At 60.2% G+C, this 12,812-nt stretch carries 14 protein-coding genes; 3 read left to right on the forward strand and 11 right to left on the reverse strand.

Going from position 1 to position 12,812, the window contains the following annotated elements:
- Positions 1-425: 425 nt before the first annotated feature.
- Positions 426-1,610 carry an IS256 family transposase gene (locus tag NYE40_RS14415; protein ID WP_101807766.1) on the forward strand — a complete coding sequence of 395 codons (1,185 nt, stop codon included), beginning with the start codon at positions 426-428 and terminating at the stop codon, positions 1,608-1,610.
- A 534-nt stretch (positions 1,611-2,144) separates the two neighbouring features.
- On the opposite strand, the gene NYE40_RS14420 is transcribed toward NYE40_RS14415, so the two are convergent.
- Positions 2,145-3,461 carry an MFS transporter gene (locus NYE40_RS14420; RefSeq protein ID WP_084136438.1) on the reverse strand — a complete coding sequence of 439 codons (1,317 nt, stop codon included), beginning with the start codon at positions 3,459-3,461 and terminating at the stop codon, positions 2,145-2,147.
- 61 nt (positions 3,462-3,522) lie between these two features.
- On the opposite strand from NYE40_RS14420, the gene NYE40_RS14425 reads away from it, so the two are divergent.
- Positions 3,523-4,992: an aminotransferase class I/II-fold pyridoxal phosphate-dependent enzyme gene (locus tag NYE40_RS14425; protein WP_028596943.1), complete on the forward strand. Its 1,470-nt coding sequence runs from the start codon at positions 3,523-3,525 to the stop codon at positions 4,990-4,992.
- 109 nt (positions 4,993-5,101) lie between these two features.
- On the opposite strand, the gene NYE40_RS14430 is transcribed toward NYE40_RS14425, so the two are convergent.
- The 9 genes from NYE40_RS14430 to NYE40_RS14470 form a co-directional block, all read right to left on the reverse strand.
- On the reverse strand, positions 5,102-5,413 hold the full coding sequence (locus tag NYE40_RS14430) for a DUF1292 domain-containing protein (RefSeq protein ID WP_028596944.1): 312 nt from the start codon (positions 5,411-5,413) through the stop codon (positions 5,102-5,104).
- Between the two features lie 78 nt (positions 5,414-5,491).
- Entirely contained in the window at positions 5,492-6,058 is a 567-nt protein-coding gene (locus NYE40_RS14435; RefSeq protein WP_028596945.1) for a copper amine oxidase, read from the reverse strand.
- A 264-nt stretch (positions 6,059-6,322) separates the two neighbouring features.
- The gene (locus tag NYE40_RS14440; protein ID WP_028596946.1) at positions 6,323-6,532 is read right to left on the reverse strand and encodes a hypothetical protein; all 210 of its coding nucleotides are present in this window, start codon (positions 6,530-6,532) and stop codon (positions 6,323-6,325) included.
- Between the two features lie 159 nt (positions 6,533-6,691).
- Positions 6,692-6,943 (reverse strand): DUF3892 domain-containing protein, encoded by a 252-nt coding sequence (locus NYE40_RS14445; protein ID WP_028596947.1) that lies wholly within the window; start codon positions 6,941-6,943, stop codon positions 6,692-6,694.
- A 310-nt stretch (positions 6,944-7,253) separates the two neighbouring features.
- Complete coding sequence (locus NYE40_RS14450; RefSeq protein ID WP_127464477.1) at positions 7,254-7,499, reverse strand: hypothetical protein; 246 nt, start codon at positions 7,497-7,499, stop codon at positions 7,254-7,256.
- Positions 7,500-7,562: 63 nt separating this feature from the next.
- A complete protein-coding gene (locus NYE40_RS14455) occupies positions 7,563-7,754 on the reverse strand; it encodes a hypothetical protein (protein ID WP_043110730.1) in 192 nt (63 codons plus the stop codon).
- Between the two features lie 4 nt (positions 7,755-7,758).
- Positions 7,759-8,040: a phage holin family protein gene (locus NYE40_RS14460; protein ID WP_028596949.1), complete on the reverse strand. Its 282-nt coding sequence runs from the start codon at positions 8,038-8,040 to the stop codon at positions 7,759-7,761.
- Positions 8,041-8,161: 121 nt separating this feature from the next.
- A complete protein-coding gene (locus NYE40_RS14465) occupies positions 8,162-8,641 on the reverse strand; it encodes a WGxxGxxG family protein (RefSeq protein ID WP_043110731.1) in 480 nt (159 codons plus the stop codon).
- A 177-nt stretch (positions 8,642-8,818) separates the two neighbouring features.
- Positions 8,819-10,306: a DHA2 family efflux MFS transporter permease subunit gene (locus NYE40_RS14470; RefSeq protein WP_028596950.1), complete on the reverse strand. Its 1,488-nt coding sequence runs from the start codon at positions 10,304-10,306 to the stop codon at positions 8,819-8,821.
- Positions 10,307-10,512: 206 nt separating this feature from the next.
- Between NYE40_RS14470 and NYE40_RS14475 the strand changes: the two genes are divergently transcribed.
- Complete coding sequence (locus tag NYE40_RS14475) at positions 10,513-11,091, forward strand: TetR-like C-terminal domain-containing protein (protein WP_028596951.1); 579 nt, start codon at positions 10,513-10,515, stop codon at positions 11,089-11,091.
- A gap of 99 nt (positions 11,092-11,190) precedes the next feature.
- On the opposite strand, the gene NYE40_RS14480 is transcribed toward NYE40_RS14475, so the two are convergent.
- Complete coding sequence (locus tag NYE40_RS14480) at positions 11,191-12,705, reverse strand: alpha-L-arabinofuranosidase C-terminal domain-containing protein (protein ID WP_205621409.1); 1,515 nt, start codon at positions 12,703-12,705, stop codon at positions 11,191-11,193.
- Positions 12,706-12,812: the final 107 nt, after the last annotated feature.

The raw sequence follows: 12,812 nt of genomic DNA on the forward strand, positions 1-12,812 counted from the left end.
GCTTGCTTTTGGTAAGCCGCGAAGCAGAAAACACCGGAACCTCGGGAACCCCCCGGGGCTGACATTGATTTCTCGGTTTCCTTCCGCTTTCGTGCAGGTTGGTTTCCGGCGTGCCGGATCCAAGGCACATTTCTGCCTTGGTTGGCCCGCTTCCCGGCCGGCGTGCCGGATCCAAGGCACATTTCTGCCTTGGTTGGCCCGCTTCCCGGCCGGCGTGCCGGATCCAAGGCACATTTCTGCCTTGGTTGGCCCGCTTCCCGGCCGGCGTGCCGGATCCAAGGCACATTTCTGCCTTGATTGGCCCGCTTCCCGGCCGGCGTGGGTGACGTACAATAAGTTGTGTACCAACATTTGGAGCCTAGCTAGGCACAAAAAAAGTAGGGTATTCTCGGGGTTACGACGCCACCAAGAAAGGACCCTACTTCATGACTAGTATAACCGAAAACCACCTGAACCATCTCTTTGAAAATTCTGTCATCCCCTTCGTAAAGGAGCGGATCGAGTTTCTCATCCGTACGGAGATTCAGCACCACATGGCCGAGGCTGCGGCAGCGGGTATCCGCAACAGCCGAAACGGCTACTACTACCGGGATCTGCACACCCGCTACGGCCTGATCGAGGATCTGGAGATGCCCCGAGACCGAAACGGCGACTTCCAAACGCAGCTGTTCGAGCCCTATCAGCGGCGCGACGGCTGGCTGGAGGAGGCCGTCATTCAGATGTACAAAGGCGGCATGCCGACCCGCGACATCGCTCGGTTCATTGAAGGCATGTTCGGTCAAGCGTACTCGCCGACCACGATTAGCAACATCACTTCGACGGTTCTGGAAGACGTGGAGCGCTGGCAGACAAGGCCGCTCGGCAAGCGCTACTCCGTCATTTACCTCGACGGCATGTACGTCAAGCTCAAGCGCAGCACGGTCAGCGGCGAAGTCGTTTGTTTTGCGATGGGCATCGACGAAGACGGGTACCGATCCATCCTCGGCTTCTACGTCGGGGGAAAAGAGAGTGCCAACGTATGGCGCGACGTGCTGAAAGACTTGCAGCAGCGCGGCGTGGAGGAAGTTCTGCTTGGCGTATTCGATGGGCTGCCTGGGCTGGATACGGCCTTCCGGGAAGCCTTTCCCAAAGCCGACGTCCAGCACTGTGTCGTCCACAAAGTGCGCTCGACCTTTCCCAAGATCCGCATGCAGGACAAGACGGACTTCGTTGCCGATCTCAAAACCGTCTACAACGCCCTAGACCGGGACTTGGCTCTGGCTGCTTTTGACCGGCTTAAGGACAAATGGCAGAAGCGCTATCCCAAAGAAATTCAGTCCTGGGAAAACCAGCTCGACACGCTGCTTACGTTCTACTCGTATCCCGCCGAAATGAAGCTGGCCATCTACACGTCCAACCCGATTGAACGCATGAACAAGGAATTCCGCAAACGACTTAAGCCCATGAACAGCCTGACCAACATGGAGGCGGTCGAGAAAATCCTTTACCTGACGGCTAGCGAGTACAACGAGTATTATGGCAAGAAAGTCATTCGCGGCTTCGGCGACCCGTCGGTAAAACGTAGGTTGAAGCAGATGTTTGAGAAACGCTACCCCCACCACCAAGAGTGACGTCAACCCATTTTGACTGGGAATATCTTGCTGCTTACACATACTTCTTGACGCTACCCCGGCGTGCCGGATCCAAGGCATATTTCTGCCTTGGTTGGCCCGCTTCCCGGCCGGCGAGCCGGATCCAAGGCACATTTCTGCCTTGGTTGGCCCGCTTCCCGGCCGGCGTGCCGGATCCAAGGCACATTTCTGCCTTGGTTGGCCCGCTTCCCGAAGGCGGTTCGCGAGAACATCCCATTCATGCAGCTGTCTCGGCAAACATCTTGTCGTTCATGCGGCCCACCGCCGCCGCATTCACGACACGAACGAGGCGGATTTCGGGGAGTCCTCGACAAATCCATGGGCAGGGCAAGCGGATCCGTGGTCTGCTGGATGCCCAAAAAAAATCTTCCTTTCTGGCCCATGTTGGGTGATGCCTGCATCTTGCCAGAGGAAGATTTTTTTTGTGTACAACCCATTTAGAAGATGTTGTCCCTAGTAAGCCAAGGTGTCGGAATCCCCTCTTTTGGTGCGTCACGGGCCTGCAGCTGCGCTCTAAGCGAGAGAGATGCGTCCCCGGCGGATGATGAGCAGATGCAGGACGAACAGCACGACGAGCGAGGCGCCGCTGATGAGGAACGGCGCGTGCGGACCGAAGCTGTCCCACAGGCGGCCGGAGAGGATCGAGCCGAACACCATGCCGAGTCCCTCGATCGTCAGGAAGAAGCCCCAGACGGCGCCGCGCTCCTCCTTCGGAATCGCCTTGGCGATGAGCGCGTTCCACGCCGGGATGATGCAGGCGTAGCCGAGCCCGACGACGGCGACGACAACGAGCACGAGCGGCAGGTAGCGCATGTAGCCGAGCACCGGCAGCGACACCGCGGCAAGCAGGAAGCCCGCGTGCAGGAACCAGCGGGTGCCGTAGCGGTCGACGCCGCGCCCGATCGGAATGAGGCCGAGCACGGTGATCGCGCCTCCGGCGAGCAGGAAATAGCTGTACTGCTGCGGCGACAGATGCAGCACCGTCCGCGCGTACTGGGTCAGCACCGGCGTCAGCAGCCCGAGCGCGAAGTTTTGGATGAACATCGCGGGATAGAGCAGGCGGCTCGCATGCAGCGACTGTCCGACCTTGCGGAAGTACGCCCGGATCCGCTCCGGCAGCGGCTCGGAGCTTTTGCTCGGCGCTTCGTCCGCCAGGCGGCCTTCGATTTCCCGAGAGGCCCGCCGGCCCGGCAGCGTCATCGTCACGGCGACGATCGCCGCCATGATCGCGCCCATCAGCCAGAACGCCGGCTCGTAGCGGCTGATGATGAAGAAGTTGATGACGATCGGGCCCATGCCGACGCCGACGAGCCAGCTCATGTAGATGACGCTCATCATGCTGCCGCCGGCCTCGTCGCCGGCGACCGCCGTCGCCCCGGTGATGACGCACGGCCAGAGCGGCGAGGTGCCGATGCCGAGCAGCACGCAGGCGACGATGATCCAGCCCGTCTGGTCGGTCAGCGCGATGACGAGCACGGACAGTCCCGTGAACAGCACGCCGAGCAGCATGACCGTGCGGTAGCCGATGCGGTCGATGATCCAGCCGAGCGGGCTGCGGAAGAAATTGTCGCCGATGTACTGGCTCGCCAGCGCCCATCCGACCGCGTAGGCGGTCAGGCCGAGCTCGTCCCTCATATAGACGGGCAGCACGGAGACGAGCATCGCCCCCTTGACGAATTCGACGCCGAACATGATGATCAATAGCTTGATGACAAACGGAGAGCGGATAATCTTCTTGCTGTTTTTCGGCAGGCTCAGCTTCACGGATCGACAAGCTCCTTTCCCAGTTCGGGCGGGGGAATCCGCAGGCTTGCAATCCCCCCCGTACATGCTATACTCAACCTTGTTTGTTATCCTTGAATCCGAATCTGAAAGGCTGTGGATGAATACGGTGGACCATAACCGCACCCCTCTCTTCAGCGCGCTCCGCCGCCATGCGGAGAACAACCCGCTGCAATTCCATATTCCCGGGCACAAAAAAGGCGCTGGAACCGACTCTGAATTTCGCTCCTTCATCGGCGACAACGCCTTGTCGATCGATTTGATCAATATAGCTCCGCTGGACGACCTGCATCAGCCGACCGGCGTCATCGAGGAAAGCCAGAAATTGGCTGCCGATGCGTTCGGAGCCGATTATACCTTTTTTTCCGTCCAAGGCACAAGCGGCGCCATCATGACGATGATCCTCTCGGTATGCGCGCCGGGAGACAAGATCATCGTGCCGCGCAACGTCCATAAGTCCGTCATGTCGGCGATCATCTTCGCCGGAGCCCGTCCCGTCTTCATCTCTCCGGCGCGCGACGGCAACCTCGGCATCGACCACGGCATCACGACGCGCTCCGTGCGGCGCGCGCTCGAGCGCCATCCCGACGCCAAGGCCGTGCTCGTCATCAACCCGACCTACTTCGGCATCTGCGCCGACCTCAAGGAAATCGTCGATCTCGTCCACAGCTACGACATCCCGGTGCTGGTCGACGAGGCGCACGGCGTGCTGATCCATTTCAGCGACCGGCTGCCGATGAGCGCCATGCAGGCCGGAGCCGACATGGCGGCGACGAGCGTGCACAAGCTCGGCGGCTCGATGACGCAGAGCTCGGTGCTCAACCTGAGGGCGGGACGCGTCAATCCTCAGCGCGTGCAGACGATCATCAGCATGCTGACGACGACGTCGACCTCGTACATCCTGCTCGCCTCGCTCGATACGTCGCGCCGCAATCTGGCCGTGAACGGCCAGGCGATGGCGGAGAAGGCGATCGGCCTCGCCGAGTTTGCCCGCGAGGCGATCAACGCGATTCCCGGTCTGTACTGCTTCGGCAAGGAGATTCTCGGCGGCGAGGCGACGTTCGACTACGATCCGACCAAGCTGACGATCCATGTCCGCCATCTCGGCATCACCGGCTACGAGGCGGAGAACTGGCTGCGCGACAACTTCAATCTCGAGGTCGAGCTGTCGGATATGTACAACATCCTCTGCCTGATCACGCCGGGCGACTCCGAGGACACGGTCGGCCAGCTGCTCGGCGCGCTGCGCGCGATGGTGGAGCGCTATCCGCAGGTGGACGAGGTGCAGGAGCTCGTCGTCAAGATCCCCGAGATCCCGCAGCTGTCGCTGACGCCGCGCGAGGCTTTCTACGGCGAGACCGAGGTGCTGCCGTTCAAGGAATCGGCCGGCCGCATCATCGCGGAATTCATCTACGTCTACCCTCCGGGCATCCCGATCCTGCTGCCGGGCGAGGTCATCTCGCAGTCCAACATCGACTACATCGTCGATCATGTCGAGGTCGGCCTGCCGGTCAAAGGCCCCGAGGATCGCAGCATTCAGTTCGTCAAGGTCATCGTCGAGGAATCCGCCATTTTCTAAAGCTGTTCGAGCCGCCCCGGCCAAGGGGCGGCTTTTTTTGCGAACGCCGGGCGAAACGTCAAAAAGCCCGGCCGCAACGGCCGGGCTTGACAGGCTTGGAAAGCTGGGCTCAGCCCTGCTTTTCGTTCTCTTGACGCGCGAATTCCTCGTAGATCGCCGTGACGCGCTCCCACTCGGCATCATCCTCGATGCCGACGAGGAAAGCTTCGTCGTCCTCTTCCTCGACGCGCAGGATCAGCCCGTCCTCTTCGGGATTGTTGCGGTCCAGAAGAACGGCATACGCCTGGTTGTCGGATTCGAACTGGTACACCATCACCATCTCGCGCTCGACGCCCTCTTCGTCGGAAACGACGAATACCGGCTCTTCGTGGTCATGGTCATGGCCGCAGCCGCAGTTGTCGTCATGCTTGTGCTCGCTCATATCTATCCCTGCTTTCATCAGTGCTCTCGAATTAACTCTGGTATCGTACCATGAGCCGCCTCACGGGTCAAATCGGGATTACTTGGCAAGCAGATTCTTCTCGGACACGACGCTCCAATCGTCTGCGGCCGCCAGCCGGATCGAAAAACGGACCGAATACTTGCCCGCGCTGTCGAAGCTGTATTTGAAATCATCCGTCAGAAACCAGAAGTTGTCCTTGCTCGCCTTCATCGTATCCTGCTGGATCAAAGACTCCTTGCCGGACGGGTCGGTGATGGTGATCCGAAACGAATGGATGTCCGTCGTCAGCGTGTCGATCTGCGCGAAAACGCTGAACGTGACCTTCTTGCCGACTTCGACGCCGCCGAAGGTGGACTTGTCCGGCTTGAACAGAAACATATGTACGTTGGGCTTGATGATCGATGCCTTCTTGCCGTTTTCGTCCCAAAGGACGAGCGCCTGCATCTGGCTCGCCAGCTGTCTAAGCGGGAGGTAGCTCTTGCCTTCGCTCATGATGCCGCCCTCGGACAGCTCGCTGCCGTTGAGCGCCACCCGGATCGCTTGCGAGGCCGAGTTCGCGAAAATCATCGTCCCGCCCCAAAGCGCCATGGCCAGCGTCAGCACCAGAACCTTCTTCCCTTTCATGAATATCCCCTCTTCCGGAACCAGTTGAACAGTTATACTCATCGCTTGAGCCAAAGTTGCGGGAGGCGGCGCAACCATTTGCTCGGCTTGATCCAAAGTTGCGGGAGGCGGCGCAACCATTTGCTCGGCTTGATCCAAAGTTGCGGGGGGCGGCGCAACCATCTGCTCGGCTCCGGGAATTCCGCATCCTCTTCGGCGCGGGGAGCGTCTTGTCGGAAGATGCGGTATTTTGCGCTTGCCCGGGAAATACCGTGCCGCCGGCGCTCAGCCGTAGGTGCGGGTAAGGACGCACGGCACGCCTTTGCCGAGCGCTCCCGGCTGGCGCATCCGGGCCAGATACTGCTGTCCGCGGGAGCAGGGAGTCTTGCATACCGCGCATGTGTCGGACAGGACCAGCTTCATCTGGACCTGCCGACGGTCGGATGCGGGCGCCTTTTTCTTCGCGGTCTTCGTCTTGGAGCCGCCTTTGCTCATGCTGCCATTCTCCTTCCGGGCGTCCCGCTGCAGGACGCTTCCCCGCTATCCTATGCAGCGGTCCGGCGGATGGCCCGCCCGCGGACGGGCAGAGACAGCAAAAAAGCGCGCCTCCGCCAGCCAGCGGAAAACGCGCGGTTCGAGCTGTCCGAAGGCTCGTCAGAAGAGCGGCAGCTGATCCAGGTTGTTGGTCGGGTCTCCGTCCGCGTCTCCGCGCAGGTAGTGGCCGCCATCCTTGCCCTTGAACACGTTCACGCCGGCGAGCAGGCCCTGGTTCGCCTCGGCGATCGCCTGGTCGTACGCGAGCACGCGGCCGCTGTCGGTTTTGAACGAGGTCAGATCGCCGTCGCCGTTTTTCTGCACGGCAACGATGCTTTCGCGCTTCTGCGCTTCTCCGTTTCCGATCTCCATGGGGGATTCCCCTCCTTTTCATGTAGGGAAGCGGAACGATCCGCTTGCAGGTTCAGCTTTCCCTCGCCGCCCCTTTTTTATCCGCGAGTAGCCCGTGCCGCCCAGATGCGGTATGATGAAGGCATGACTGCACGCCCGCAAAGCGGCGGGCGGACTCGGGAAGAGGTGACGTTGACATGGGCATGGGAGGCGTGCTGTTCCTTTCCGGCTTGATGGTAGCGCTGATGATCTGGCTGCTGCTGGCCGTAACCAAAAAAGCCTACTCCAAAAAATGGGACGAGGAATGATTTCCTCGTCCCATTTTTCCGTCTCAATAAGCCTGCTTCCACGTCCGGTCCCGGTCATGGCGCCGCTGCGGAGCGAGTCCGCCGTCCGACGACGGCCGCTCTCCGTAGAGGGCCGATCGGACCGACTCCGGATAAAGGGCGGAGCGGACCGATTCCGTTCTGCCCTGCGTCGGCTCCGCCGCGCCGCGCAGCGTCCAAGCTCCTTGGCAGCCGGCGGCCAATCCGAGCAGCGCCGCCAGCAAGGCCGCTTGTCCCAACTTATTTTTCACGAGGCGTCGGCTTCCTTTCTACGAGCTGATCTTGCGATCAGTATCGCCCTATCGCCCCGTTCCTTATTCCGGCTTGCCGTTTCTTTCGGAACGGTCCAGCTCCTCCCCGTACCCGACCCACACATACGTCCGGTCATATTTGTACGAATCCCATCGGATCAGCCGGCTGAGCGGATAGACCGCCGTTCCGACCAAAGCCGCCAAGCCGAGCAGCCAAATTGCCAGCTCCGCCGTCCATACCGCCGCATTGCCCATCGCTTCAGCTCTCCTCCCCGTCTTTGCGAACCGCTTCCCTCGTCTGCTTGAACAGCTGATGGCCGTAAACGGATACGGCTCCGCACAGCAGCCCTTGCAGCGCCACCTCCAACGTGAAGCCCTGGAGCGCCATCGCAAGCAAGATCGCCGCTCCCGACACGATGTAGACGATGGTCCAGTTCGGAATTTGAGGCGTCCCCTTCAAGATCATGCCGATGACCCAGCACGCGGCGACGACAATGGTCAGCTCGGGATCGATCATCTCAGATAGCGCTTCGACCGTCATCCTCGTCCCCCCTCTCTTCCTTGGCAAGCTACTATATGATGGAAGCGGGACAAATATGACGAGCGGTCGGCGGAAAAACGCAAAAAAGCCGCAGCGCGAGGCTGCGGCGGTCGATCGTCGATTAGTGGCGTTCCGGATTGCGCGAGCGCATCCCGGCCAGACCGAACAGGCCGAGCAGGCCAAGCCAGCCCCAGCCGGCATGGCTGCGCGTGTTGGTCGTAGCGGCAGCCGTGTAGTGGCCTGTCGTGCCGACATTGTGCGCGCGGTACGTTCCTGCCGCCATGCCGTCGTAGGTTCCGGCGCGGTAGCCGGTCGGGCTCGTCACCGTGCCGTTTGTGTTGATGCGGTGATGGCGGTTCAGATCCAGATCGTTCTCCAGACGGTTCACGCCGCGTTCCAGATGGTGCATGCCGCGGTTCGCTCCGCGCTCCAGACCGGTCATGCCGCGGTTCATGCCGCGCTCTACATCCGTCGTGACGGATGACGGGTTAAGGTTCTGGCCGATGTTGCGGGTCATGTCCTTCATGTTGGCATGAGCAGGAACGCTCAGCATGGAAGCCAGCACGGCTACGGAAGCTAGGGATGTCATCGTTTTTTTCACAGGTCAGACCTCCAGGTTCGCTAATGGGATGGGATGAAACGGCCAAGTGGAACAGCCGCAAAAGGAAGCCCTCCTAGCATCCCCCCGGAGGCGATCCGCAACCCCGTCAACCGTTGGCTCGTCTGGTCCTCCTTGGACGGAAAGAGCAAACTCTCCAGCGATGAAGGGTCCGCCGCATCAATCGCGCTCGGCAATGGCCGCAGAAGCCGCCGGGACGAGTTCCGTCACAGGCGCCCGCCGCTTGTTCGCGAGGAAGAACGACAGCGCCAGCGCGACCGTCGCGAACCCGATGATCCAGACGTAGGCGTCGTTGATGCCTTGAATCGAGGCTTCCACGATCATCTGTTCCTTGGTGAGCGCTCCGCCTGCCGCAAGCTCGCCGATATGGACTTTCGTGCGATCGGTCATGATCGTGACGAGCAGCGACGTGCCGACCGCTCCCGCGACCTGGCGGACGGTATTGGAGATGGCCGTGCCATGGGGGTTCAGGCGCGAGGGCAGCTCGTTCAGCCCGGCGGTCTGGATCGGCATCGTGAGCAGCGCCATGCCGATCCGCCGGCCCGTCGACAGAAGCAGCAGGTCCATATAGCTTGTCGAATCGGTCAGGTTGATGAAGCTGAACGTCGTCCCGATCGTAACGACAAGGCCGATGACGGCCAGCCATTTGACGCCAAAACGGTCGAACAGCTTGCCCGCGACCGGCATGAGCACGCCCATGACGAGCGCGCCCGGAAGCATCAGCAGGCCGGTCTCCAGCGCCGTATAGCCGCGCGCGTTTTGCAAATAAAGCGGAAGCAGCATCATGTCGGCATACATGACCATCGTGACGGCTACTTGGATGAGCGTCGTCAGCGCGAACTGCCGATAACGGAATGCGCGCAGATCAAGAAGCGGAGCCTTCAAGATGAGCTGCCTCCAGATAAAGGCGCCCAGCGCCAGCGCTCCGCCGCCGATTGTGACGAGAACCTCGGCGCTTGCCCATCCCGCGCTCGCGGCGCGGCTGAAGCCGTAGAGCATGCCTCCGAAGCCGATCGTCGACAGGATGACGCTCCCGATGTCGAGGCGGGCGTCGATTTTTTCCGAAACGTTCCTTAAATAAATGAAGCCGCATCCGATGGCGATGAGCGCCAGCGGAATCATGCCGTAGAACATGACCTCCCAATCGTAGCTCTCCAAAATATAGCCCGCCAGCACCGGACCGATCGCCGGAGCGAAGATGATCGCGAGTCCGACCATGCCCATCGCGGCTCCGCGGTTGTCCGCCGGGAAGATCGTCAGGATGACGTTCATCAGCAGCGGCATGATGATGCCTGCTCCCGCGGCCTGCACCATGCGCCCGGTCAGCAGCAGCGGGAAATCCGTCGAAATCGCCGAGATGACGGTGCCCGCCAGAAAAATCCACATCGAGGCCTGGAACAGCTGACGCGTCGAGAAGCGCTGCATGAAAAACGCCGTGATCGGAATAAGCACTCCGTTCACCAGCATGTAGCCCGTCGTCAGCCATTGCGCCGTCGATGCTTCGATGCCGAACTCCACGATTAGCTTTGGGATCGCTACCGTCATGACCGTCTGGTTCAGCGTCGCCAGAAACGCTCCGAGAATCATGACGAACAAAATCGGTCCCTTTTTGATTCCATCCCTTTCTCCTGCATGGCTGTCGCCCATTCTCCATCACCCTCCGCCGACTCTGGAATCTTTTTTACACAGTGTTGTATACTAAACACGGCATAAAGGAGATTATAGTCCGTTTCAACGGAGGTTCAAGCGACAGAATCCATCGATCTGTAAAGAAAATCCGATTGAAAACGCTCGCTGTCGTTTTGATGGATGATATTAAACATTTACCACTAAATTGTTTAGGAGGGGCGGAAATGGCGGAAACGGGGCCTCGTGTCGATCCCCGCATCCTGCGCACGCGCCAGCTGCTGAAGGATGCCTTTATCGAGCTGCTCGGAGAAACGGAGCTTGATAAAATTACGGTGCAGCGGCTGACCCAGCGCGCTTCGATCAACCGGGTGACGTTTTATTTGCATTACCGGGACATTCCGGATCTGATGGATCGGCTGGCGGAAGAAATGGCCGAGCAGATCCGGCTGATCCTGTTCGCCTCCTCTTCCCAGGAAACGGAGGAGCTCGAGCAGACGTTGATCGACCTGCTGGAGCATATCGCCATGCACTCCTCCTTTTACAAAGCCGTGCTCGCCGCGCGCCTCATGCCGGCTTTCGCCGATAGGCTGCTGCAGCTCCTGTCGGAGCTTATTACCAGCCGCATGCAATGGAAGGCGGAGCAGTCGGGCGAAGAACCGGCTGTTCCGAAGGATATCGTCATCTGGTACGGCTCGTCCGCGCTGATCGGATTGATCGTCTCGTGGCTCCGTAGAGACATGCCCTATACCCCCCGCTTTCTTGCTAAGCAATTCATGCTTCTGACCAAGCGCAAAGGAGCCTGAAGCCGCAAGAAGAGCCAGAGCGAGAACGCTCGCTCTGGCTTCTTTGGCCGATCAGGCGTTATAAGGGCTGCTTGCTCCTGGAATCCCGCAACGCTCCATTTAACTCCGGCGGGGAGTCAGGACCAGAACATGAACGGAGTGGGGCGGGATGTCGATCGCCAGCGGTCCGCTTTCCGATAGGTCGAGCTCCCGCTCCATCACTCGGATATCATCGGGACAATGCACGTCGTTATAAGCGTCCTTGCCGGGCGCTACGATGCTGTGCAGTACGGCCGATGCCGCATCCCCCGGCATGCCGAGCGCTGTCAGATCGAGCGGCACCGCCTTGTCCGGATGGCGGTTGACGACAGCCAGACGGAGCGATTCGTCCTCCGAGGATACGGTCGCAGCGACATCCAGTGCCGGAACCCGGATCGCCTGGCCCTTGCGGTCAACGCTCCCGAAGTCCTCATTGCCGTCCAGCCAGCTGTCCACGACCCGGTCGCCGAGCAGCTTGCCGTACAGCTGGAACACGAAGTAGGTCGAGCGCAGCACGATGCCATTCTCGTGGGCATAGATGGCACCGCGCGTATTGACGGTCGGGGCAAAGTTGGCCATGCCAACTGCATCGCAATGCTTCAGGCACTGATTCAGGAAGCAGGCGTTGAAAACCGCGTCCGCCATCGTATAGCTGTCGTTCCGGTTGTTCAGCTTGCGGGGCGTCAAATAATCCTCCGTCGCCGAATCGACATGCGGGTGATGCCATCCGCGAAGATTCCACTCATCGAACGCGATGCGGATTTTTCCGAGGTATCCGAATGCGCCCAGCATGTGCTTCGTAGTGACGATGCGGTTCTCAATCTCCAGCGAGTATGCCATGCAAGTCTCGTACGAGGACAAATCGTTGTTCTGCCATCTCTCGTCCCAGTAGCCATGGATGGAGATCCAGTCGAGATAGCTCCCTGCTTCCTGCAGGAGATGCCGGTTCCATTCGAGATCGGGAACGCTGGCTGCAAGCACCTCGATGGTCGGATCGACGCGCTTCATCATCTTGGCCGATTCCCGTACGAATACCCCCCACTCCAGCGGCGTCTTGGCTCCGATTTCCCCGGGCAGATAATTCTCGTTCCCGATGCTCCAGTACTTCACCTTGAACGGCTCGACATGACCGTTGGCGATCCGCTTCCTGGCGTATTTTCCTTCACTGCGCAGATTGCAATATTCCACCCAGTTGCTCATTTCCTCCGGAGTCCCCGTGCCGGCGTTCGTGCAGATGTAGGGCTCCGCGCCGATCCTCCGGCATAACGCGATGAACTCGTCCGTTCCGAACGTATTCGGGTCCTCCACCCGCCAGGCCTTATCGAAGGACGGCTGGCGCTCCGGTCCGACTCCGTCTTCCCAGTGGTAGGCGGAGACAAAGCAGCCCCCGGGCCAGCGCACGACGGGAGGATTCAAAGCCGCGATAGCCTCCGTCACGTCCATGCGCAGGCCGCTCTCATCGGAGAGAGGCGAATCCGGCTTGTAAACGCCTCCATAAATCTGATCATCGAAATGCTCTATAAACTGCCCGAACAGGTTCGGGTCCTTCGTCCCCAAGCTTCGATTCACCTGAATGACGGCTTTGATCGGCTTCAATGGCTCATCTCCGTTCTACGGCATGAATTTCCTGGCCTCAGTCCAACCCAGTGTAGCTGATCCATCAGCACGCATCAATGCTCGTTTGCTGTGCGACATCTAGGAAT

This window comes from Paenibacillus sp. FSL W8-1187 (assembly GCF_037965485.1).
Taxonomy (GTDB): domain Bacteria; phylum Bacillota; class Bacilli; order Paenibacillales; family Paenibacillaceae; genus Paenibacillus_O; species Paenibacillus_O pasadenensis.

What these genes read in the sequence shown, in the direction of transcription:
- NYE40_RS14415 (WP_101807766.1), top strand. Translation starts at nt 426, where the DNA reads ATGACTAGTATAACCGAAAACCACCTGAACCATCTCTTTGAAAATTCT.
- NYE40_RS14430 (WP_028596944.1), bottom strand. Translation starts at nt 5,413, where the DNA reads ATGAGCGAGCACAAGCATGACGACAACTGCGGCTGCGGCCATGACCAT.
- NYE40_RS14470 (WP_028596950.1), bottom strand. Translation starts at nt 10,306, where the DNA reads ATGGGCGACAGCCATGCAGGAGAAAGGGATGGAATCAAAAAGGGACCG.
- NYE40_RS14435 (WP_028596945.1), bottom strand. Translation starts at nt 6,058, where the DNA reads ATGAAAGGGAAGAAGGTTCTGGTGCTGACGCTGGCCATGGCGCTTTGG.
- NYE40_RS14440 (WP_028596946.1), bottom strand. Translation starts at nt 6,532, where the DNA reads ATGAGCAAAGGCGGCTCCAAGACGAAGACCGCGAAGAAAAAGGCGCCC.
- NYE40_RS14460 (WP_028596949.1), bottom strand. Translation starts at nt 8,040, where the DNA reads ATGACGGTCGAAGCGCTATCTGAGATGATCGATCCCGAGCTGACCATT.
- NYE40_RS14455 (WP_043110730.1), bottom strand. Translation starts at nt 7,754, where the DNA reads ATGGGCAATGCGGCGGTATGGACGGCGGAGCTGGCAATTTGGCTGCTC.
- NYE40_RS14445 (WP_028596947.1), bottom strand. Translation starts at nt 6,943, where the DNA reads ATGGAGATCGGAAACGGAGAAGCGCAGAAGCGCGAAAGCATCGTTGCC.
- NYE40_RS14475 (WP_028596951.1), top strand. Translation starts at nt 10,513, where the DNA reads ATGGCGGAAACGGGGCCTCGTGTCGATCCCCGCATCCTGCGCACGCGC.
- NYE40_RS14420 (WP_084136438.1), bottom strand. Translation starts at nt 3,461, where the DNA reads ATGTACGGGGGGGATTGCAAGCCTGCGGATTCCCCCGCCCGAACTGGG.